The organism is Streptomyces sp. NPDC008139, assembly GCF_042957025.1.
Lineage (GTDB): Bacteria > Actinomycetota > Actinomycetes > Streptomycetales > Streptomycetaceae > Actinacidiphila.
Genome location: NZ_JBIBHM010000024.1, coordinates 22,583 through 43,058, shown reverse-complemented (window position 1 = coordinate 43,058; position 20,476 = coordinate 22,583). Strand labels below are relative to the sequence as shown.

Sequence of the window (20,476 nt, the reverse complement as noted above, 5' to 3'; positions counted from 1 at the left end):
TCCCACCACCGGCGGGGCGTACGCGTGTCCGCGGCCCCGACGTACCGGCTCAGCGGGCTGTACGGTCGCCCGCCGGTCGCTAGGGGCAGTTCTCCACGAGCCGGGACAGCGCCCAGCCCGCGCCGATGACGCGGACGTCGGGGCTGGGCGACGCCGACCGCGGGGTCCCGATGGTCGGGACGTCGGGGACGGCGGTCGGGACGGCGCTGGCCCCGCCGGGCGGGGCGGTGCGCCGCGGACCGCCCGGATTGGCCGCCACCGTGCACACCACCTGGTCCATGGCCAGCGGCGAGAGGCGGTCGACGCCCGCGGGCAGGCGCACGACGGTGGTGACGCCGTCGAAGGCGATCACGGGCGGCCGCGGCAGGGACGGCAGTCGCGTGGTGAGCGTCGTCGGGTCGGCGTCGCCGGGGCCCGCGAACAGCAGTCGCAGGGCGACGACCGGACCGGCGCCGTCGGGCGCGCGGCGGGGAACCGCCCGCAAGGTGTCGTCGGAGAGGAGGTAGACGGTGACGCCGGGGGTCATGCCCACCGCGGGCTCCCCCGCCTGGATGACGCTGGTCGGCGGGACGCCGCAGGCCGTGAGCGCGGCGGCGGACGCCAGGCAGGCCAGCAGACCGGCGGCGCGCCTCATCGGACGTCCTCGGTTCCGAAGGCGGCGGAATCAGCGGAATCGGCAGAACCGACGGAACCGGCGCGGTCCCCGGCGTCGGCGGTGCCCGCGGCCGAGTCGCGGCGCAGCGGCAGTTCGACGGTGAGGACGGAGCCGCCGCCGGCGTTGCGGGCGGTGATCCGGCCGCCGTGCAGCCGTACGTTCTCGGCGGTGATGGCCAGGCCGAGGCCGCTGCTCTCGCTGCGGCTGCGCGAGGTGTCCGCCTTGTAGAAGCGCTCGAAGATGTGCGGCAGGGCCGCCTCCGGGATGCCGGGACCGGCGTCCCGTACCTCGATCACCGCCCACGCTCCCCCGGCGGACCGCCCGCCGACCGCGCTCAGCGACAGCACCACCGGCGGCGCGCCGTGCCGCAGCGCGTTGCCGACGAGGTTGGCCACCACCACGTCCAGGCGGCGCGGGTCGACGCGGGCGCGCAGGGCGCCGGGCGCGGGCAGCCGGGTGTCGACCTTCTCCAGCCAGCCGCGCGAGGCGAGGGTGCGGCGCACCGACTCGGCCAGGTCGATCTCGTCCAGGTTGAGCCGCGCGGCGCCCGCGTCGAAGCGCGACACCTCCATCAGGTCCTCCACGAGCCGGGCGAGCCGTACCGTCTCCTCGCTGATCAGGCCGACCGCGGTGGCCGTCTCGGGGTCGAGGCGGCCCGCGCCCTCGTCCAGCACGTCGGTGACCGAGGACATCGCGGCCAGCGGTGTGCGCAGTTCGTGCGAGACGTCGGCGACGAAGCGCCGGGCCTGCGCCTCCAGCCGCCGCAGTTCGGTCACCGAGCGTTCCAGAGCGGCGGCCGTGTCGTTGAAGGACCGGGAGAGGTCGGCGAGTTCGTCGGAGCCGTTGACGGCCAGCCGTACGTCGAGGTGGCCCTCCGCCATCCGCCGGGTCGCGCGGCGCAGGGCGCGTACCGGGCGCAGCACGCCGCGCGCGGCGAAGAGCGCCAGGACGACCGCGAGGACCACGGCCCACAGCGCGGCGTCCTTGATGGCGGTGATCATGGCCTGGACGTACGCCTGCTCGGTGTCCTGCGGCACGACCAGGTACATGACGAGGCCGGAGAGCGTCAGCGACTGGTTCTCGGCGACGCGGTACGCGACCGGCAGGCCGACGACGAGGACCGGGCCGTGGTCCGTGCTCACCCGTTGGAAGACCGCGGCGGCCTGGTCGCGCACCGACCCGAGGAGTTCGGGGGTCAGCCGCTCGAAGGCGTTCTCCGGCGCGGATCCGGCGCGGCGCTCCCCGTACGTGGCCAGGACCTGCCAGCGCTGCGACTGGTGGGCCCTCGCGACCTGGGTGACCAGCGAGTCCATCGCCGCCTGGTCGGGCTCCGCGGGGATCGCGGGGGCCAGCGCGTCGACGCTGTCGCGGAACTGCCGGATGACCGCGTCCTGGCTCTGCTGGAGCACGCCGGTCCGCGCCTCCCTGAAGGCGAGGGCCCCGGTGCTCAGCGCGCTGACGACCGCGACCAGCACGAAGGCGACCACCAGCCGGGTACGCAGCCCGCGCAGCGCGAGGAGGGCCCTGGAGACGGCGGACCTCATGGGGTCGGCTGGAGCGGCCGCGCGTACGGCGCGCGGAAGCGGTAGCCGAAGCCCCGTACGGTCTCGATGTAGCCGGACCCGGTGCCCGGTCCGCCGCCGAGCTTGCCGCGCAGCCGCTTCACGCAGGCGTCGACCAGCCGGATGTCGCCGTGGTAGCTGTGCTCCCAGACCGCTTCCAGGAGCTGCTGGCGGCTGAGCACCTGGCCCGGCGAGGCCGACAGGGTCAGCAGCAGCCGCAGTTCCGAGGGGGCCAGGGGTACGGGCTCGCCGTGCAGGGAGACCCGCAGCCCGGCGCGATCGATGGACAGGTCGCCGTGCGACTCCTGCCGGGGCCGGGTGCCGTCGGCGCCGGGTGCGGCGATCCGGCGCAGCACCGCGCGTATGCGGGCTTCGAGCACGCGGGCCTGTACCGGCTTGACCACGTAGTCGTCCGCTCCGGCCTCCAGGCCGACCACCACGTCCACGTCGTCGCCGCGCGCGGTCACGATGATGATCGGGACCTGGTCGTGCTCGCGTATGCGACGGCAGACGTCGAGTCCGGCGATGCCGGGGAGCATGAGGTCGAGCACGACGACGTCGGGCCGGAAGGGGCGCAGGTGGCTCAGGCCCTCCTCACCGGTCGCGGCGGCGAGGACGTCGTGTCCCTGGTGGCGCAGGGCCAGCTGCACGCCCTTGCGGACCGCGGGGTCGTCTTCGACGAGCAGAACGCGGGGCATGCAGGTCAGTATGCGTGAGGACCGGGCGGGCAGGGCCGTGGGAGGGGCTCGGCCGGGCAGCTGTTACGAAGGGGTCATACAGCGGCCGTCCGCCGCCGTGGTTACGCTTTCGTGATCTTCTGGGCCAAGGGCCATCACACGGGGACCGCAGTGTGAACAGCCATGCACCGGGAGAAGAAACGGAAATCGGCGGGGCGGACGGGGGGCGGCGCCGCCCGCACGCGGCGTTCCCTGGCGACCCTACGGCGCCGCAGGCGACGGCGGACGACGTACACGCTCGGCACGCTGGCGGCGGTCGGGGTGGCCGGGGCGCTGCTGGTCGCCGCGCATGGCGGGAAGGACGGGAAGGGCGGGGACGCGGCGGACGGGGCTACGGCGGGTTCGGCGCCCGCCGCCACCGAACCGGCGAGGACGCCGGCAGCGCCTTCCACGTCACCCGCCGAGCGGGCGCCCGCGTCCACGCCGTCGTCCGCGCCCCCGCCCGGCACCGGAGGCAACGGCGTCTTCGACACCGCCCAGGCGTCGGGGAAGTCGGTCGGCACCGGCACGCTGCGCCGCTACAAGGTGCAGGTCGAGCAGGGCACGGGCGTCAGAGCCGCCGACGCGGCGCGCGAGATCGAGAGCATCCTCAGCGACCGGCGGAGCTGGATCGCCGACGGCCACGACGCCTTCCAGCTCGTCTCCGGCGGCCGGTACGACTTCGAGGTGAAGATCGCCAGCCCCGACACTGTGGACCGGATCTGCGGGGCGGCCGGGCTGCACACCCGAGGCGAGGTCAACTGCGACGTCGGCGACCAGGTGGTGGTGAACCTCAAGCGCTGGCGGACCGGTTCGCCGCAGTTCCCCGGGCCGCTCCACGAGTACCGCGCCCTGATCATCAACCACGAGGTGGGCCACCGCATCGGGCACGGCCACGAGGGGTGTCCCGGACCCGGGCGTCCGGCGCCCGCGATGATGCAGCAGATCGACGGACTGCACGGCTGCGTGGCGAACGCGTGGCCGTACGACGCGCACGGCACGTATCTGGCGGGACCGCCGGTGCCCTGACATCGATGTCCGCACCGGTGTGTCCGGCGCGGAACGGCCCCGGAACGCCTGAGCGTTCCGGGGCCGCGATCCGTTCGTCAACCGCCCGCGATCCGTTCGTCAACTGTCCGGGACCCATTCGCCGGGCCGTCCGGGACGCGTGTCCGGGCGGTCAGGGACCGTGGTCCGAGGGTCAGTTGGCCACCCAGGTGGCCCAGGACATGTTCCAGCCGTTGATGCCGTTGCCCGGGTCGATGACCTTGTCGGGCGAGTGCACGACCTCGACGACGTCACCGATCAGCGAGTGGCTGTAGAACCAGGCGGCCGGGGTGTTCGGGTCGCCGCCGCCCTTCACGTCGTGCAGGCCCACGCAGCCGTGGCTGGTGTTCTCGTGTCCGAACACCGACACCGGGCGCCAGTAGTTGCCGTGCGCGAAGGTCCCCGAGTCGGACAGCCGCATGCCGTGCGGCACGTCCTTGATGTGGTACGAGTTGCCGAGGCCCACGGTGCGGGAGTCCATGTCCACCACCGGGTCCTTCTCCTCGATCACCATCTTGCCGTTGTACGTGGTGTGCTGAGGGTCGCCGAGGCTCGCCGGGTACGTCCTGTACAGCTTCCCGCCCCGGTAGATCTTCAGCGTCTTCGCGGTGTTGTCGGCAACCGAGGTCTGCGAGCGGCCGATGGTGAAGCTCACGTCCTTCGACTGCTGACCGTAGACACCGGGCGACATCTGCACACCGTTGAGGTTCATGTGCAGCGTGACCTTGGTGCCGGGCGCCCAGTACGTCTCCGGCCGGAAGTCGATCCGCTGGTTGCCGAACCAGTGGCCCTCCACGGGCACCTGCGGGTCCGCCGTGACGGTGATCCCCTTGTGCGTCGCGGCCTGGTCGGCGACCGGCTTGTTGAAGCGGATCGACACCTCCATGCCCACGCCGTACGTCGAGCCCGGATCCACGTTGAACACGCCGTAGTTGACGGCCTGCGGCTTCAGCGTGGTGAACGACGACTGCTGTACGGTGCTGCGCCCGGCCGAGTCCACCGCCTCCGCGTTCACGGTGTACTTGGTCGCGGTGCGCAGAATCCCGGACGGCTTCCAACTGGTGCCGTCCGCCGATATCGCGCCGTCGACCGGCCGGTGGTCGGCCGCGTCGGTCACCGCGATCTTCACCAACTTGCCCTTGGCGGCCGTGATCTTGAGCGCGCCCGTGGTGTCCACCCCGGTCGCGCCGTCCTTGGGCACGATGCTCAGCGCCACCTGCGAGGCAGGCGTCGTCGTGGCACCGCCCGACGCCGAACCCTTGCCGTCCTGCTTTCCCTTGTCGGTCGACGCGCCCGCGCTCCCGCTGCAGGCGGTCGCCCCCAGCAGGACGGCGCCGAGCGCCAACGCCAACATCCCCTTCGCCACCCGCCGCTTACGCGAGCCCTGAGCGGCGGTGTCAACCGCCGTTGCCGTGATCAATCGAGTCTCCCCATCTCGCCGGTCGCACTATAGGAGAGTACGACCGCCCCAGCGGTTGCAGGTGCCGCATGACTGATACCCAACCCTTACCGCCGCAATGGCCTCAGGCCGCGAGCTGGCCGAAGCCTCGGCCCGGCTCAGGGGCTGAGCTGACTCATGGCTTGAGCTGATTCACGGCTTGAGCTGACTCACGGTCCGCATGGCGTCGGTCCCGGTGCGGGCGCTGTCCGCGCTCGTGTACGGCGGTGGTGGCGGTCGGGCGTACGCCGAACGGGTTGCCGGGACGGGCGCCGTGGGCGCGCCCCGGCGACGGACGCCGACGCGGAGCCGAGGATTTGACGACTTCGGCCGGGCTCGTGGCCCCGGCGTACCAGAAGGGCGGACGGCGTTGACGGGCACGGGGAGCAGTCGGGTCGTACTCGACAGGCCGGGCAGGCACGGCATCGTGGAGGAGTTGCGGGACGCGATCACGTTCAGGGCCGCCCTGGTCATGCTGGGCGTGCTCCTGCTGCAACTGGGCTTCGCGCTGTCCTACATGGGCGCCTTCCACTCGCCCAAGCCCCACCGGGTGCCGATCGTCGTGGTCGCACCGCAGGCCGCGGCGCAGGACGCGGTGGCCCGGCTCAACGCCCTTCCCGGTGAGCCGGTGCACGCCGTCGCGGTCGCCGACCGCGCCGAGGCCAGGGCCCGGCTGCTGGACCGGCGCACCGACGCCGCCGTCGTCGTCGACCCGCGCGGGACGACGGACACCGTCCTGGTCGCGTCCGCGGGCGGCCCCTCCGCCTCGGACGCGGCGACCCAGGTCGTGCGGCTGGCGGGACAGGCGCAGCACCGTGAGGTCGTCGTACGCGACATCCGTCCGCCGGTGAAGGGCGACTCGCGCGGCCTGTCGTCCTTCTACCTCGTCCTGAGCTGGACGATCGGCGGCTATCTGGCCGCGTCCGCGCTGAACATGGCGGCCGGGTCGGCGCGCCCCACCCTGCGCCGCGTCCTGGTGCGGCTGACCGCGATGCTGCCCTACGCCTTCGTCTCCGGCCTCGGCGGCGCGGTGATCGTCGGTCCCGTCCTGCACTGCCTGCCCGGTGCCTTCTGGGACCTGGTCGGCATCGGCACCCTGATCGTGTTCGCCTCGGGCGCGGTGGGCGTCGCCCTCCAGTCGGTGGCGGGCACCATCGGCCTCGGCCTGACCATCCTGATCTTCACCGTCCTGGGCAATCCCAGCTCCGGCGGGGTCTATCCGGCCGCTCTCCTGCCGCCCTTCTGGCGGGCCATCGGCCAGATCCTGCCGCCGGGCGCGGGGACGACCGTGGTCCGCAACACCGTCTACTTCGACGGGCACGACATCACCAGGTCCCTGTGGATCCTGGGCGCCTGGGCCTTCGGCGGCATCGTCGTGTCGGTGCTGTCGGCCGCCCTGCGCGACCGTCGCCGCCCCGCCCCCATGCCCCTCCCGGCGACGGTCTGACCCGCGGGCGCATCCTCATGGTGATGCTCGGCCTCGACTCGCTCCGCGAGGCCATGTTCCTGTTCCGGAGGCAGAACCGCCTCACGCCCTGACCGGGCAGACCGCCCGCCCGCCGTACCACCGCACCCCGACTGCGGCGGTACGGCGGGCGGGCGCGCGTACAGCGACCGGTGGTCAGGCGGAGAAGCTGCCGACTCCGGTGACGTGGGTGCCGTAGCCGGGCGGAAGGACACCGACGCCGGAGGTGGGAAGGGTCGCCGGAAGCGTGCAGAAGGGGTCGGCGAAGACCTTGACCGGCTGGTCGGTGAGGTTGTCCAGCACGTGCGCCGTGACCGGGAGTCGCTGACAGCCGGTGGGGTCCTGGTAGACCTTGAGCGGCTGGCCCTCGACGGAGAAGACGACGACCTGGCCGGTGGCGGCCTGGGCGGGAGTGGCCGCGAGGCCGACGACGGCCACGGCGGCCATCGCGATCATGGTGGTGCTTCGACGCATGACAGGTGCCTCCAGTGCACTTGATTCGCGGGTGGGACTTGCGCGCCGAATCAGGCGGGTCGGCCGGTCGGTGCCGGGCTCACCGCGCGCTTCGGACGAGAGGGGTGGGCCGTGCGCGCGGCGACGCGTCGCGCGGCCAGTTCCGCCGAGCGGACCGCGCCCTCGCTGCTGGGCCGCAGGAGAGTCCAGTCGCCGACGTAGTCGACGGGCCCCGCGGGCCGGGCGGCGAAGGCCGCGCGCAGGCCCAGCGCGGCGGGGGTTGCTTCGGGCAGGCCGTACCGGAAGCGGTGCACGAGCGTGCGGGTGGTGGCCTCGCCGAGTCCCGGCAGAAAGCGTTCGGCCTCGCCGACGAGCGTGCGGGTGACCTCGGCGTCGTCGGCGTCGAGCAGGCGGGGGCCGATCGCGGGCGAGGCGAAGAGGCTGACCATTCCGCGGCCCGGCGGGACGCGGCCCTCGGCCTTGAGGTGGTCGAGGAGCAGGCCGCCGCAGATCCGGCTCTCGGTCGCGGGAACGGACAGGGCGTAGCTGGGGGCGCGGGTCGGGCTGGGCAGCGGACGGTCGAGGAGGCAGACGGCCTTGAGCATGGGGGTGAAGGAACAGGCCGCCAGATAGGCGCGTTCGTCGGGCGACGGGTCGGCGTACAGGGACAGCGCGACCGGTGCCGGTACCGCGATCAGGATCTGACGTGCCGTCAAGGTCCCGCCGTCGGCGAGGTGCAGCCGTGCCTCGTCCGCGCCGACCCGTTCAACGGCCCTGACCGAGCTGCCGAGTTGTACGGGGACCCGTTCGGCCAGGGCGCGCGGGAGGGTGTCCATGCCGGTGGTGTAGGTGGTCCAGCGGGCTCCGGCGCCGCCCACCGCGAGCAGCGTGGCGAGCATGGGGGCGGCGGCCGAGCGTTCCGAGTGCCAGCCGAAGCAGTGGCCCGACAGCGGCTGGAGCAGGCGGTCGTGCAGGTCGGGGTGGTAGGCGCGGGCGTACTCGGCGAGGGTGGCCGTGCCGGGCGGCGCGAGTTCGGGCCGGTCGGCGTCGAAGTCCCCGCGTCGGCGCAGCAGTCGGGCGGTGAAGCGCAGCCAGTCCAGCCGCCCGCGCCAGGACATGCCCGCGCCGGTGAGCAGCCCCGCCGGGTGGCCGAGCCTGGCGTGGGCGCGGCCCTCGTGCCAGAGGGCGAATCCGGCCCGCACCGGGATGAGGTGTTCGGGCGGCACGGCGAGTTCGTCGATGAGGCGCCAGGTGGCCTGGTAGCCGCGGGTGGCGATGGTCTCGGCTCCCTCGTCGACGAGGCAGCCGTCGACGAGGGAGCTGGCCATGCGTCCGCCGACGCGCGGGGCGGCCTCGAAGACCCGCACGGACCGGCCCGCCCGTCGCAGCCGGTAGGCGGCGGCGAGGCCGCCGATTCCGCCGCCGACGACCGCGACGTCGAGGTCCGTCACGTCCATCTCCCGGTTCCGTGGGCGGCGGTGCCGGCGAGATAGCGGTCGCGCAGCTCATGGCGGCGGACCTTGCCGGTGGCGGTGCGCGGGACGGCGTCCCAGTCCACCGTGAGGGGTTCGGCGAGCGCGGGCAGGTCGCGTACGGCGTGCCGCCAACGGGCCGGGTCGATGGGCGCGTTGACGACCAGGACGGTCTGCGGGTCGCGGTCCACGACGCCGAGGACGACGGCCTCCTCGACCTCGGGCAGCCGGTCGTGCAGGACGTCCTCCAGCTCCACGCAGCTCAGCCCCGGGATCATGTCGACCTCCCGGTCCAGCAGGATCAGCGAGCCGCCGCGCGTGCGGACCGCGAGGTCACCGGTGTTGAACCAGGGCCCGTGCGCCTTCTCGTCCCAGCGGTCCTGTTCGCCGAGGTAGCCGAGGCAGCGGGCCTTGGTCCGGGTGAGGACGAGGCCGACCTGTCCGCGCGGCACGGGTTGGAAGGTCCGCGGGTCCACCACCCGCAGGCCGACCCAGCCGGGGACCGGGCGGCCCAGGTCGCGGGTGGTGGGATGGCGCTCCGCGCGGTGGGCCAGCGCCCCTCGGGTGAGGAAGCGGAAGGTGAGCGGCCCGGTCTCGGTCTGGCCCCAGCCCTGCATCCACAGCGGCCGGGCGCGCCGGCTGGCGTCGAGGAAGACCCGCACGGTCGGCGGGTGGACGGCGTCGAAGGTGGAGATGTACATGCGTACGTCCCGGAAGGGACTGTCGGGCTCGGCGGCCAGGCGCTGCCAGCGCACATACGTGGAGGGCAGCGCTTCCAGGACGGTGGGCGGGTGCGCGGTCAGGGTGCGGCGGGCCGCGTCGGGATCGGAGTCGGCGACGATCACGACCTCGCGGGGCTGGTGCCACAGCGCGCTGACGGTCCAGGCGAGCGCGCGGCCGTGCGCGAAGGAGATGGCGCTGGCGACGGTGTCGCCGGCGCGCGGGGTGACCACGGGCCAGCGCCTGGCCTCGAATCCGGCGAGCCGCCGGATGAGCGTCGTGGTGGAGTGGACGACCAGCTTGGGCACGCCGGTGGTCCCCGAGGTGTGGTGCACGGCCAGCGGCTCGCCGTCACCGCGGCGGTGGATCGGGGCGAGCGGCCGTGCGGGCAGGTCGTGGAAGGAGCGGACCGGCTGGTGCGGCCGGGTGTCGTCCGGTACCGAGTCGTGCAGGCTCGCGCTGTCCAGGGTCAGCGTGCACGCGGCGTGGCGCGCCAGCTCGACATCGGCTCGGGCGGCCTTGCGCAGTAGGTGCGTCTGGGTGACCAGGACGGCGGGGCGCAGTCGTTCGAGCAGGGTGTCGAGCACCTCGGGGGCGAGGTGGTCGGAGAGCAGCGCGGGGACGGCGCCGATCCGGACGGCGGCGCAGGCGAGCAGGACGTAGTCCCAGTGGTTGCGCTTGACGACGGCCACGTGGTCGCCCGGGGCCGCCCCCGCCGCGGCGAGCCGCGCGGCGGTGTCCCGTACCAGGCCGGCCAGTTGGGGCACCGTCCACCGGGTGCCCTCCTCGGGCGCGAGGTCGAGGGGGCGGCTGAGGTGGACGACGGTCGGCGAGCCGCGGCGGGCGAGCGCGTCGAAGGCGATGCCGGGGTCGAGGGGCTTGGTCACCGGGTCACCGCCAGCAGCAGGTCGGCCGCGATCATCAGCGCGGTGGCGAGGCGGTGCAGCCGGATGCCGCGGGTGCGGGCCCCCAGGACGTCACCGCGCCGATTGCCGCGCACCCACTGGCGGGCGCGCAGCACGAGGACGGGCGACATGAGCGGCGGGAACCACCACGGCGCGATCCCGACGGCGGCGGGGACGACGATCAGCAGGGCCTCCAGCCCGGAAACCCCGGCGATGAAGGCGGAGTTGCCGCGCTCGGAGGCGACGGCGGCCACGGTCAGCCGGCCGACCGCGTGGTCCCCGTCCCGGTCGTTGATGTTGGAGTAGACGCCGAACAGCACGGGGCCGAGCCCGAAGATCAGCGCCTGCACGACGACGAAGCCGGGTGCGCTGCCGTTCAGCAGGCCGAAGAGCGGCAGCACATAGCCCCAGCCGAGCGCGGCCAGGAAGATCTCCTGGCCGCCGCGGTAGCTGAACTTCAGCCACCAGGAGTACTGGAACCCGAAGAGCACGCAGGCCGCCGTGCCGAGCACCGCCCACAGCGGCCGGGCGGGAGCGGCGAGGACGGCCGCTCCCCAGAACAGCGCGCACAGCGCGACCGCCGCCCAGCCGAACCGGATCGCCTGCCGCTCGGTGAGCGTCCCGGCGACCAGCGGTTTACGGGCGAGGCGGCGGGCGGCGGCGTCGGGGCCGTAGTTGGCCGCGTCGCTGCCGTCGCGGTAGCCGGTCACGTCGTCGAAGGCGACCATCCCGGCCACCATGGTCAGTTCGCCCAGGAAGAACAGGACCAGCACGAGCGCGGCGCGTCCCGTGGCCTCGGGCCGGAGCCCGGCCCCGGTGACGAGCCCGGCCCCGGTGAGGACGCCGAACGGGACGAGCATCGCGGCGGCCAGCGGGACGCTCAGGTAGTAGTCGAGGATGTCGAGCTTGGCCAGCTTGGCGTAGGCGCGCCAACTGCCGGGCGCGATCGGCGGGGTGTCGGCGGCGGGAACGGCGCCGACGGGGGGCCTGGCCGCGGTGTCGAGTACGGGCGCGGGTTCCATGGGCGGGTGCTCCTCCTGCGGTGCGGTGTGGCTCAGGCGCTGCTCAGCGCCGGGGGGCGCGTACCGGGTCTTCTGGCTGGTGGGCGAGGGCCGCGGCGGCGAGGGTGCGGCGGCAGACCTTGCCGGTGGCACCGAGCGGCAACCGGTCGAGGTGCAGCACGAGTTCGGGCAGCTTGCGCCGGGCCAGACCGCGCTCGCCGGTCAGATACGCGGACAGCGCCGCGACGGTCAGCGGCGCCGTGCCCGGGCGCTGGACCAGGAAGGCGCACAGCCGTTCGCCGAGATCCGGGTCGGGGACGGGTACGCAGGCGGCCTCGGCGACGTGCGGGTGGGTGTGCAGCTCCTCCTCGACCTCGGCGGGGCTGATCGTCCAGCCGCCGCGGATCACGGTCTGCCTGATCCGGTCCAGAACGCGCAGCGAACCGTCGTCGTCGAAGACCCCGAGGTCACCGGTCCTGATCCAGCCGTCGTCGGTGCGGTAGCGCAGGTCGAGGTCGGGCGCGCCGACGTAGGCCAGCGGGCTCATCGGGCCGCGGGCCTGGATCTCGCCGCTGTGCCCCGCGGGCAGCGGCCGGTCGTCCGCGCCGCAGACGCGCAGGTCGGTGACGCGCGGGTCCGGGTGTCCGACGCGGCGGACGTCGCCGTCAGAACCGGTCCAGGTGATACGGCAGTTCACGCCGTCGCTCGATCCGTAGACGTTGGTGACCGGGCGGCCGAAGCGGCGCAGCGCGGCGGCGAGGACCGTGGAGGTGAGCGGGGCGCCGCTGGAGACGACGGCCCGCAGCGAGCCCAGGTCCTCGCCGGGCACGGTGGGGTGGTCGGCGATCCGGCCCAGCATGGTGGGTACGGCGACGACGTGGGTGGGCCGCCAGTCGGTGACGGCGCGCAGGGCGGCGCCGGGGTCGAAGCGGTCCAGCAGGTGGAGGGTCGCGCCGCAGCGGGCGAGGGCGACCAGTCCGAAGGAGCCGAAGGAGGAGGCGAGCGGGACCAGGACGAGCGCGGCCGGGCCGCCGTCCTCGGCGCTTTCGCCGGTGCCGGGGTCGCCGCTGCCGGGCGTGTCCTGGCCGGTGCCGGTGGCCGTGTGGTCTCCGCCGACGCCGCCGCGCAGCACCGCGTCCACGTAGCTGCCGCGTCCGCCGAGCAGCGCGTTGTGGCTGTAGGCGGTCATCTTGGGCGCGGCCTCGGAGCCCGAGGAGACCAGGATGCGCGCCGGGTCCTCGGGGTCCACGACGGCGGGGACGCATCCGTCGGGGTCGCCGTAGAGGAGTTCCCCGACCGTGGTGAGGCGTTCCAGGTACGGGAGGGGTCCGTGCCGGTGGTCCAGTGGCGTGTCGCTCACCATGTAGCGGGCGCGGGACAGCTCCAGCAGGGCGTGGCTCTCGCGGGTGCCCTGCCCCGTGGGCCAGGGAAGGGCGACCGCGCCGACGGCGGCGACGGCGAGGTCCGTGGCCAGCGCGGGCCAGCCGCCGTTCAGCCGGATGCCGACCACATCGCCGGGACCGGCGCCGAGCGCACCCAGCGCCGACGCCATCCCGCGTACCCGCACGTCGAGTTCGCGGTAGGTCAGCGCGAGGTCGGGAGTACGTACGGCCGTCCGGTCGCCGTGGTCGCGTACGTGCTCGGCGAAGGCCGCGTACAGACCCGTGTCGGGACACTCCTCGCGCCGGGCCCAGCGCCGCCGCAGCGGGGCCGGGACCGCGTCGCGCAGCACGATTCCGTTGCGGGACCGCCATGTGCGTCCGGCCGCCGCCCGTACGGGAGGTGTTTCGTCGGTCGGCGTCTCCACCGGAGTCGTCATCGGTGGAACTCCCAGGGGTTTGCGGCCAGCGTGCACAGGTCGCGGTCGAGCGCGGGCGCGAGGCGGGGGTCCGCCGCGAGGTCGGTCAGGTCGGCGCGGTCGGGGACCGTCGCCCGCGCGGGAGCCGAGCGGAACCGCGGCCCGCACAGCAGCCGGGCGGCGGACAGCAGCGAGGAGGTGACGGCCTGTCCGCGCCCGGTCCGCCGGGCCGCGAGCAGCCCCGCCACGGCGCCTTCCGCGCAGATCACGCCGCCCAGCACGTCGGTGAGGGTGAGCAGGGACGGTGTCGGCGGCAGTCCCGGCGGGGTGACCAGGGCGGCGAGGCCCGTCCACGCCTGTACGGGGAAGTCGGTGCCGACGGGAGGCCGGGAGCCGCGCTCGTCGCCCCAGCCGGAGGCGGCGGCGTGCACCAGGCCGGGGCGGTGGGCGGTCAGGGTGTCGGCGTCGAGCCCGAACCGCCGGTCCTTGCCGGGGGCCAGGCTGTGCAGGAACACCTCGGCCCCCGCGACGAGTTCGCGGACCCCGGCGCGGCCGGACGCGGTGGTCAGATCCGCCTCCACCGTCTCCTTGCCGTCGTTCAGGGCGGCGAAGCGGGCCGATGTGCCGCCCGCCATGGGCGGCATGCCCCGCATCGGGTCGCCGCCCGGCGGCTCGACGCGGACGACGCGCGCGCCGAGCAGCCGCAGCAGGTGCCCGGCGAGCGGGCCCTGGACGCGGCGGCACACCTCGACGACGGTCACCCCGTCCAGCGGCGCCCCGGTGCCGGGCGCGGCCTGCGGCGCGGCCGTCGGGCCGGTGGGGCGCAGCCGCCAGGGCCGCTCGTCGCCGTCCGCCCACGGGGGCGGCCCCGCGGCGACCGGGGTCAGATCCACGCCGATCGCGTCGGCGAGGCGGCCGAGTTCGGGGAAGGGCAACCGGGCGACGGCCTCGTGGAGGGCGGGCGGGAGCGGGCAGACCGCGGTGGCGTACCGCTGCTGGAAGGGGAGCCAGCCGCGCGCGGCGTCCGCGCGGTCCACGCCGAGCGCGGACCAGAATCCGCGCCACGCCTCGGGGTCCAGGGTCTCCAGTTCGAACCGGACGCCGTCGGCGGCAGCGAAGGGCGGGCCGCCGGGTGCGTGGGGTTCCGGCCAGTCGTCGGCCGCGGTCGCGGCGGCCAGGTGCTGGCCGACCGAGAGCAGCGCCGCCTGGGCGACCGAGGTGGTGACGCGAATCTCGCCACCGTCGTCGGCGGGCCCGGCGGCGAGCGCGGCGAGGGTTCCGGTGGCGGCGAGCGCGCCCGCGACGCAGGAGGCGTAGTCGACGCCGAGCGGGGTCGGGCCTCCGTAGCGGCGGCCGTGCACCTGCGTCAGACCGCACGCGGCCTGTACGTCGGCCTCACGGGTCAGCGGGAGGTCCACGGGCCCGGCCCAGCTCACCTCGCAACGCGCCCGGACCCGGCCGTAGTGCGCGGTGAACGCTCCCGACCGGCCGTGCTCGGTGCCGCAGCCGAGCGCCCGCAGGTGGGCGACGGCGAGCCGGACGGCCGTGGCGGGCGCGCCGCCGCGCGCGGAAACCGGCGCCGTGCCGATATGCGGCGCCGCGGTGGTGCGGGGGCCGGCCGCGGTGGCCCTCACTCCGGTCGCCTCGCCTGTACGCAGTACAGGACGCAGGAGGCGGCGCGGAAGTCCGGGTGGCGCATCGCGTCGCGCGCCGCGAGCAGTTCGTCCTCCGTCATCCCGTGCTCCAGGAGCGCGTCCCGCAGGTGGTAGGTGTGGTGCAGTTGCAGCCGCAGGCCAGGTGAGTCCGCCGTCCAGGGCACGAGGTGCGGTACGGGTTCGATGTCGGTGAATCCGGCGGCCCGCAGGTCGGCGGCGCAGGTGCGGCCCCACGCGGGGTCGGCTCCCGCCGCCCGCAGCACGCGGCCCTTGGCGGCCCGGAACGCCTCGTAGCCCGCGCGGGTGCGCTCGTCGGGGGCGAGGAGCACCGGCGCGTAGTCGATGTCGAACTCCTCCAACTGCAGGTGCCCGCCGGGCCGCAGGGCACGCAGCAGCCGGCCGAGCACGGCCCGCCGCTGGGGCAGGTGAGTGAGCACCAGGCGGGAGTGGACGAGGTCGAAGGCCGCGTCGGGGAGCGGGTCGCGCACGATGTCGTGGCGGCGCTGTTCGAGCCCGGGGCGGTCGGGGATGTGCTCGGGCTTGATGTCGGTGGCCAGCACGCTGCCGCCGGGCGCGGTGCGGTCGGCCAGCCACAGGGCGACGCTGCCGCCGCCCGCTCCCGCCTCCAGGCAGTCCCAGCCGGGGCCGACGCCGGTCTCCGCCAGCCGCGCGGTGGTGATCGCGTCGTGCGCGGCGGCCAGGCAGCGGTGCTGCTCGGTGGCGTACGGGCTGTCGTTGTCGAAGGCGTAGTCGCCTTCGGGGCGGTCGGCCGTCGCCGCCGTGGCGGTGGTCGTGCCGGGACTCGCGGCTGGCATGGACTCTCCGGTGCGTGGGCGGGGTGGCGGTGGGCCGCCGTCCGGACGACGGCCCACCGGAAAGGACTTCAGATCCGTCAGGCGTCCCAGCTCACCGTGTAGACCGCGAGCGCGGTGTTGGTGAAGTGGGCCGCGCCGGTGAGGCCCTTGTAGGCGCCCGTGCCGCCGACGACGACGCCGTCGAAGGACTTCGGGTAGGTCGCGGTGAGCGGGTTCTGAATCGGGAAGACCACCGAGAGGGCGACCTGGTCACCGCCGTTGAAGACGATGTTCGCGTGGCAGAACGCGGTCACCTCCTTGGCGGAGATGGCGTCCTTGTCGCACATGTCGTAGGCGGTGCCGACCGGCTTCCCGGAGGAGTCCTTGACCGTGGCGCTGCCGCCGAAGCCCGCGCCCACGGTGCTGGCGGCGGCGCCCGCGCTGTTGTTGCCGCTGAAGTCCAGCGTCAGCGACGGCGGGGTGGCGCGTACCTGCGTGGCGGTCGCGGTGGCGGTGGCGGAGGAACCGGCCACCAGGGCGAGGGCTGCGGCGCCGGTGGCGGTGGCTGCGACAGCGGCACGCTTCGCCGTGACAAAACGGGTCATGAACTCTCCTCGAACGGTCCGGACCGAATGTCCGGGTTCGCACGAAGTGGACCATATAGGAAGAAGGTTCGCATATGACTGTGAGATGTGCCGCCGTCGCCGTGTCGCGGGGAGCCCGATGGCCCGATCGTGCCCCGGCCCGCTGCTCATCGGCCCCGGACGCGGGTCGTCACCGGCCGCTCCCGGCTCCCGCGAAGGCCGCACCAGCGCCGACAGGGTGAAGAATTCACCCTCATGACCGCCGCCCGGCCGCCACACGCACGGGCCGGGCGGGGACTGGTTCAAGATCGCGATGAGCGGGCCCCGGGGCGCCTTCCCGGACCGCCCGTCGCGCAGCGCCCACCGTCCCCGGGGAGTCTCGGTCATGTCCTTCGATCTGCTGGTGGTGGGCCTGGGCTACGTGGGTCTGCCCCTCGCCCGCGCCGCCGCCGACGCCGGGCTCGCGGTGGCCGGATACGACATCGCGCCGTCGACCGTCGCCGCGCTGCGCGGCGGGCGGTCCCCGGTCCGTGACGTCACCGACGCGGACGTGACCCGGATGCTCGCCGCCGGTTTCGCCGTCGACACCGACCCCGGGCCGCTCGCGCGGGCCCAGGCCGTGGCGATCTGCGTCCCCACCGGTCTGACCCCCGAAGGAGGCCCCGACCTCGGCCCGCTCACCGCCGCCTGTCGTACGGTCGCCGCACATCTGCGGCCGGGAACGCTGGTCGTCGTCGAATCGACCTCGTTCCCCGGCACCACCGAGGAGTTGGCCAGGCCGCTGCTGGAGGCGTCGGGGCTGGTCGCGGGGAGGGACTTCCACCTGGGCTACTCCCCCGAACGCGTCGACCCGGCCAACCAGTTCTTCGGCATCGGCAACACGCCCAAGGTGGTCTCCGGGGTGACGCAGGTGTGCGCCAAGCAGTGCGCGGCGCTGTACGAGCGCTTCGTGGACCGGGTGATCGTGGCCCGCGGCACGCGCGAGGCGGAGCTGGCGAAGCTGCTGGAGAACACCTACCGCAGCGTCAACATCGCCCTGGTCAACGAATTCGCCCGCTACTGCCACGACGTGGGCGCGGACGTGTGGGACGTGGTGGCGTGCGCGGCGACGAAGCCCTTCGGCTTCCAGTCGTTCCGCCCCGGCCCCGGCGTCGGCGGGCACTGCATCCCGGTCGACCCGGTCTACCTGCTGCAAGGCGCGCCCGCCGACGCGTTCCAGGTCGTACGGGCCGCCCTGCGCGCGAACCGCGTCATGCCCGGCCATGTCGTCGCGCGCGCCTCGCGGTTGCTCCAGGACCGCGGGGTGCCGCTGCCCGGCGCCCGCGTCGCGCTGCTCGGCGCCGCGTACAAGCCCGACACCGACGACCTGCGCGAGTCGCCCGCGCTTGAGGTGGCGAGCGGGCTGCTCGACCTCGGCGCGCGGGTCGGCTGGCACGACCCGCACGCGGCGGACCTGCCGCTGGCGGACCCCCGGCTGCGGCGGTACGACGACGCGCTGTCGGCCGCGGCCGACGCGGACCTGGTCGTCCTGCTCCAGGCCCACCGCGCCTACGACCTGGGCGCGATCACCAAGGGCGCCCGGCTGCTCTTCGACACGACGGGCCGGCTGTCAGGGGAGCGCGTCGTACGGCTCTAGCGCCTGTCGGCGGACCGCGGGCGTCATGGGGCCAGGGCGAACTCCCTGACAGCGTCGGCGATGTACTCCACCTGCGCGTCGCTCAGGTGCGGGTGGACGGGCAGCGACAGGATCCGCTCGCCCGCGCGTTCCGCGGCGGGCCAGCTGTCGCCGGGGGCGGCGAAGCCGGAGAAGGCGGGCTGGCGGGGCAGCGGCAGCGGGTAGTAGACGTGCGAGTCGACACCGCGCTCGGCCAGGTGCGCCTTGAGCGCGTCGCGCCGGTCGCACTGGAGCGTGTAGACGTAATAACAGCGGCCGTCGCGGCCGGGCGGCGGGGCGAGGACACCGCGCTCGGCGAGGTCGGCGAAGCGCTCGGTGTAGTGACCGGCGATCCGGGCGCGGCGCTCCAGACGGTCGGCCAGCCCCGGCAGGCGGTGGAGCTGGAAGGCGGCGAGCACCTCGTCGAACCGGCTGTTCCAGCCGATCCGGTGGTGGACGAAGCGGTGGACGCCGTCCTGCCCGTGGTTGCGCAGCATCCGTACCGTACGGCCCAGTTCCGCGTCGCGGGTGACGACCGCGCCGCCCTCCCCCGCCGTGCCGAAGGTCTTCACCTGGACGAAGGAGTAGACCCCCGCCTCGCCCGCCAGCCCGGCGGGAACCCCGCCCTGGACGCCGCCCTGCGCGACGGCGGAGTCCTCGACCAGCCGCAGCCCGCGGTCCCGCGCGAGCGCGGTCAGACGCGGCATGTCCGCCATCACGGAGAACATGTGAGCGGGCATCAGGGCCTTGGTGCGCGGGGTGATGCGGCGTTCCATGTCGTCGGGGTCGACCACCATGGTCCAGGGGTCGATGTCGGCGAAGACCGGTGTCGCGCCGAGTGCCACGACCGAACCGGCCAGCGGCGCGCAGCCGAAGGCCGGGACCACGACCTCGTCGCCCGCGCCGACGTCCATCGCGGCCAGCACCAGCGTCAGCGCGCTGGTGCCGCTGCCGCAGGCGACGACGTCGGCGGCGCCGAGCTGTTCGCGCAGAGCCTGCTCGAAGCGGGCCGTGTGCTCGCCGAGGATGAACTTCTGGGCCGGTCCGGTGCCGGTCTCGTGGACGACGCGCAGCAGCTGCTCACGGTCGGCCTCGAAGAGGTCGGGGGGGAAGAACGGCAGCCGCGGGCGGTCGCCCCGGGCCGTCGCGGGCGCGGGGGGCGCAGGCACGGTGGTGGGCGTCGGAGGCACGGGAGCGGTCGCGGGCATCGGCGTGGTCCCGGGCATCGGCGTGGTCGCGGGCATCGGCGTGGCCCCGGGCATCGGCGTGGTCGCGGGCGTCATGGGCGGGCTCCGGCTCCGGAGAAGAAGTCCTGGACCAGATCGCAGACCCGGTCCACGGCCTCGGTGGTCAGATCGGGGTAGAGCGGCAGCGCGAGGGTGCGCGCGCAGGCGGCCTCGGCCACGGGGAAGTCGCCTCGCTGGTGGCCGAGTTCGGCGAAGCAGGGCTGGAGGTGCAGCGGACTCGGGTAGTACGTCTCGGTCCGCACGCCGTGCGCGGCCAGGTGCCGGGCCAGCTCGTCACGGCGCTCGGCCTCAATCAGATAGACGTAGAAGACCGGATCGGCCGTGCCGCCGCGGGCCACGACCGTCGGCAGCCGCAGGATGCCCGGCGTTCCGGCCAGCCGCCGGCTGTACGCGTCGGCGAGCGCTTCCCTGCGGGCGATGTCCGCGTCCAGCCGGGTGAGCTTCGCGAGCAGTACGGACGCCTGCACGTCGTCCATCTTGCTGTTGCAGCCCGGCAGCGAACTGCTGGTGTTGATGGTGGTGAAGTCCGCGATGGTGCGCCCGAACCGCCCGTGGTGGCGCAGCGCGTCCACGGTACGGGCGATCTCGTCGTCGTCGGTGAGCACCGCCCCCGCGTCCCCGATCGCGCCCAGGGTCTTGGTCGGGAAGAACGACAGCACCCCTCCGGCGCCGAACAGCCCCGCGTGGACGCCCTCGCGGCGCATGCCGATCGCCTCGGCGCTGTCCTCGACCACGGTGAGCCCGTGCCGCCCGGCCAGTTCGCCGAGCCGGTCCACGTCCGCGAGCTGGCAGAAGAGATGGACCGGCATCAGGAAACGGCAGCGCGCGGTGAGCACCCGCTCCACCGACGCGGGGTCGAGGGAGTACGTCGCCGGGTCGATGTCCGCGAACACCGGCCGCCCGCCCGCCAGGACGACCGAGGAGGCGGAGGCCACGAAGCTGAAGGCCGGGACGACGACCTCGTCCCCCGGCCGCAGACCGGCCGCGCGCAGCAGCAGGACCAGGGCGTCGGTGCCGCTGTTGACCCCGATGACGTGCCGCGCGCCGGTGTAGGCGGCGAGCGCCCGTTCCAGCTCCGCCACCTTGGTGCCGTGGGAGAACTTCCCGTCCTCGAACATCTCCGACAGGTGCCGCTCGATCTGCGGCCAGAGCGCTGAGAAGGACTCGGCCTGGGTGAAGAACGGCACGTCGGCGGGGGCCGGTTCGCGCGGGTCGACGGTGTGCTGGAGGTCCATCTCCGCCTCTCTGCTGCCCGGATACGCCGGGTACGCCGGATGCGCTGGTCCATCCGGACGCGGTTGCTCGTCCGG

Annotated in this window: 17 protein-coding genes; 3 read left to right on the top strand and 14 right to left on the bottom strand. The window is 74.3% G+C overall.

The features are described 5' to 3' along the window. Positions 1–79: 79 nt before the first annotated feature. The 3 genes from ACFZBB_RS33455 to ACFZBB_RS33445 are packed head-to-tail and all read right to left on the bottom strand — an operon-like array spanning position 80 to position 2,915. Positions 80–634: a hypothetical protein gene (locus ACFZBB_RS33455; protein ID WP_391130573.1), complete on the bottom strand. Its 555-nt coding sequence runs from the start codon at positions 632–634 to the stop codon at positions 80–82. Next, entirely contained in the window at positions 631–2,199 is a 1,569-nt protein-coding gene (locus tag ACFZBB_RS33450) for an ATP-binding protein (protein WP_391130570.1), read from the bottom strand. Before ACFZBB_RS33450 ends, ACFZBB_RS33455 begins: the two co-directional genes overlap by 4 nt. Continuing rightward, positions 2,196–2,915, bottom strand: a complete 720-nt coding sequence (locus ACFZBB_RS33445) for a response regulator transcription factor (protein ID WP_188279988.1) — start codon at positions 2,913–2,915, stop codon at positions 2,196–2,198. Before ACFZBB_RS33445 ends, ACFZBB_RS33450 begins: the two co-directional genes overlap by 4 nt. Positions 2,916–3,077: 162 nt before the next feature. On the opposite strand from ACFZBB_RS33445, the gene ACFZBB_RS33440 reads away from it, so the two are divergent. Then, positions 3,078–3,962 carry a DUF3152 domain-containing protein gene (locus ACFZBB_RS33440; protein WP_391130566.1) on the top strand — a complete coding sequence of 295 codons (885 nt, stop codon included), beginning with the start codon at positions 3,078–3,080 and terminating at the stop codon, positions 3,960–3,962. A gap of 172 nt (positions 3,963–4,134) precedes the next feature. Here ACFZBB_RS33440 and ACFZBB_RS33435 read toward each other — a convergent pair whose 3' ends face one another. Beyond that, positions 4,135–5,334 carry an Ig-like domain-containing protein gene (locus ACFZBB_RS33435; RefSeq protein WP_391130588.1) on the bottom strand — a complete coding sequence of 400 codons (1,200 nt, stop codon included), beginning with the start codon at positions 5,332–5,334 and terminating at the stop codon, positions 4,135–4,137. Positions 5,335–5,854: 520 nt separating this feature from the next. Between ACFZBB_RS33435 and ACFZBB_RS33430 the strand changes: the two genes are divergently transcribed. Continuing rightward, positions 5,855–6,865: an ABC transporter permease gene (locus ACFZBB_RS33430; protein WP_391130585.1), complete on the top strand. Its 1,011-nt coding sequence runs from the start codon at positions 5,855–5,857 to the stop codon at positions 6,863–6,865. Between the two features lie 174 nt (positions 6,866–7,039). Here the strand turns inward: ACFZBB_RS33430 and ACFZBB_RS33425 are convergent, their stop codons facing one another. The 8 genes from ACFZBB_RS33425 to ACFZBB_RS33390 all read right to left on the bottom strand — a co-directional run bounded on the left by ACFZBB_RS33425 (position 7,040) and on the right by ACFZBB_RS33390 (position 16,286). Further along, positions 7,040–7,357 (bottom strand): hypothetical protein, encoded by a 318-nt coding sequence (locus tag ACFZBB_RS33425; protein WP_391130563.1) that lies wholly within the window; start codon positions 7,355–7,357, stop codon positions 7,040–7,042. 50 nt (positions 7,358–7,407) lie between these two features. Next, positions 7,408–8,793, bottom strand: coding sequence for an FAD-dependent oxidoreductase (locus ACFZBB_RS33420; protein WP_391130560.1), 1,386 nt, complete (start codon positions 8,791–8,793; stop codon positions 7,408–7,410). Beyond that, complete coding sequence (locus ACFZBB_RS33415) at positions 8,784–10,415, bottom strand: AMP-binding protein (RefSeq protein ID WP_391130556.1); 1,632 nt, start codon at positions 10,413–10,415, stop codon at positions 8,784–8,786. Before ACFZBB_RS33415 ends, ACFZBB_RS33420 begins: the two co-directional genes overlap by 10 nt. Then, positions 10,412–11,455 carry a UbiA family prenyltransferase gene (locus ACFZBB_RS33410; RefSeq protein WP_391130553.1) on the bottom strand — a complete coding sequence of 348 codons (1,044 nt, stop codon included), beginning with the start codon at positions 11,453–11,455 and terminating at the stop codon, positions 10,412–10,414. The genes ACFZBB_RS33415 and ACFZBB_RS33410 overlap by 4 nt, the downstream gene beginning before the upstream one ends. A 43-nt stretch (positions 11,456–11,498) precedes the next feature. Then, a complete protein-coding gene (locus ACFZBB_RS33405; RefSeq protein WP_391130550.1) occupies positions 11,499–13,253 on the bottom strand; it encodes an AMP-binding protein in 1,755 nt (584 codons plus the stop codon). Continuing rightward, positions 13,250–14,866, bottom strand: a complete 1,617-nt coding sequence (locus ACFZBB_RS33400) for a CoA transferase (RefSeq protein ID WP_391130547.1) — start codon at positions 14,864–14,866, stop codon at positions 13,250–13,252. The genes ACFZBB_RS33405 and ACFZBB_RS33400 overlap by 4 nt, the downstream gene beginning before the upstream one ends. Beyond that, positions 14,863–15,702: a methyltransferase domain-containing protein gene (locus tag ACFZBB_RS33395; protein ID WP_391130544.1), complete on the bottom strand. Its 840-nt coding sequence runs from the start codon at positions 15,700–15,702 to the stop codon at positions 14,863–14,865. Before ACFZBB_RS33395 ends, ACFZBB_RS33400 begins: the two co-directional genes overlap by 4 nt. A gap of 77 nt (positions 15,703–15,779) precedes the next feature. Continuing rightward, the gene (locus tag ACFZBB_RS33390; RefSeq protein ID WP_355333292.1) at positions 15,780–16,286 is read right to left on the bottom strand and encodes a hypothetical protein; all 507 of its coding nucleotides are present in this window, start codon (positions 16,284–16,286) and stop codon (positions 15,780–15,782) included. Positions 16,287–16,650: 364 nt separating this feature from the next. On the opposite strand from ACFZBB_RS33390, the gene ACFZBB_RS33385 reads away from it, so the two are divergent. Beyond that, positions 16,651–17,901, top strand: a complete 1,251-nt coding sequence (locus ACFZBB_RS33385; RefSeq protein WP_391130541.1) for a nucleotide sugar dehydrogenase — start codon at positions 16,651–16,653, stop codon at positions 17,899–17,901. A 23-nt stretch (positions 17,902–17,924) separates the two neighbouring features. On the opposite strand, the gene ACFZBB_RS33380 is transcribed toward ACFZBB_RS33385, so the two are convergent. Then, positions 17,925–19,202 carry a DegT/DnrJ/EryC1/StrS family aminotransferase gene (locus ACFZBB_RS33380; protein ID WP_391130538.1) on the bottom strand — a complete coding sequence of 426 codons (1,278 nt, stop codon included), beginning with the start codon at positions 19,200–19,202 and terminating at the stop codon, positions 17,925–17,927. Further along, complete coding sequence (locus tag ACFZBB_RS33375) at positions 19,199–20,401, bottom strand: aminotransferase class I/II-fold pyridoxal phosphate-dependent enzyme (RefSeq protein ID WP_391130535.1); 1,203 nt, start codon at positions 20,399–20,401, stop codon at positions 19,199–19,201. The genes ACFZBB_RS33380 and ACFZBB_RS33375 overlap by 4 nt, the downstream gene beginning before the upstream one ends. Positions 20,402–20,476: the final 75 nt, after the last annotated feature.

Excerpts from the sequence above, each read along its gene's own strand:
- ACFZBB_RS33450 (WP_391130570.1), bottom strand. The coding sequence starts at position 2,199 with ATGAGGTCCGCCGTCTCCAGGGCCCTCCTCGCGCTGCGCGGGCTGCGT.
- ACFZBB_RS33445 (WP_188279988.1), bottom strand. The coding sequence starts at position 2,915 with ATGCCCCGCGTTCTGCTCGTCGAAGACGACCCCGCGGTCCGCAAGGGC.
- ACFZBB_RS33420 (WP_391130560.1), bottom strand. The coding sequence starts at position 8,793 with ATGGACGTGACGGACCTCGACGTCGCGGTCGTCGGCGGCGGAATCGGC.
- ACFZBB_RS33440 (WP_391130566.1), top strand. The coding sequence starts at position 3,078 with ATGCACCGGGAGAAGAAACGGAAATCGGCGGGGCGGACGGGGGGCGGC.
- ACFZBB_RS33395 (WP_391130544.1), bottom strand. The coding sequence starts at position 15,702 with ATGCCAGCCGCGAGTCCCGGCACGACCACCGCCACGGCGGCGACGGCC.
- ACFZBB_RS33385 (WP_391130541.1), top strand. The coding sequence starts at position 16,651 with ATGTCCTTCGATCTGCTGGTGGTGGGCCTGGGCTACGTGGGTCTGCCC.
- ACFZBB_RS33410 (WP_391130553.1), bottom strand. The coding sequence starts at position 11,455 with ATGGAACCCGCGCCCGTACTCGACACCGCGGCCAGGCCCCCCGTCGGC.
- ACFZBB_RS33375 (WP_391130535.1), bottom strand. The coding sequence starts at position 20,401 with ATGGACCTCCAGCACACCGTCGACCCGCGCGAACCGGCCCCCGCCGAC.
- ACFZBB_RS33405 (WP_391130550.1), bottom strand. The coding sequence starts at position 13,253 with ATGACGACTCCGGTGGAGACGCCGACCGACGAAACACCTCCCGTACGG.
- ACFZBB_RS33380 (WP_391130538.1), bottom strand. The coding sequence starts at position 19,202 with ATGACGCCCGCGACCACGCCGATGCCCGGGGCCACGCCGATGCCCGCG.
- ACFZBB_RS33390 (WP_355333292.1), bottom strand. The coding sequence starts at position 16,286 with ATGACCCGTTTTGTCACGGCGAAGCGTGCCGCTGTCGCAGCCACCGCC.
- ACFZBB_RS33435 (WP_391130588.1), bottom strand. The coding sequence starts at position 5,334 with ATGTTGGCGTTGGCGCTCGGCGCCGTCCTGCTGGGGGCGACCGCCTGC.
- ACFZBB_RS33425 (WP_391130563.1), bottom strand. The coding sequence starts at position 7,357 with ATGCGTCGAAGCACCACCATGATCGCGATGGCCGCCGTGGCCGTCGTC.
- ACFZBB_RS33455 (WP_391130573.1), bottom strand. The coding sequence starts at position 634 with ATGAGGCGCGCCGCCGGTCTGCTGGCCTGCCTGGCGTCCGCCGCCGCG.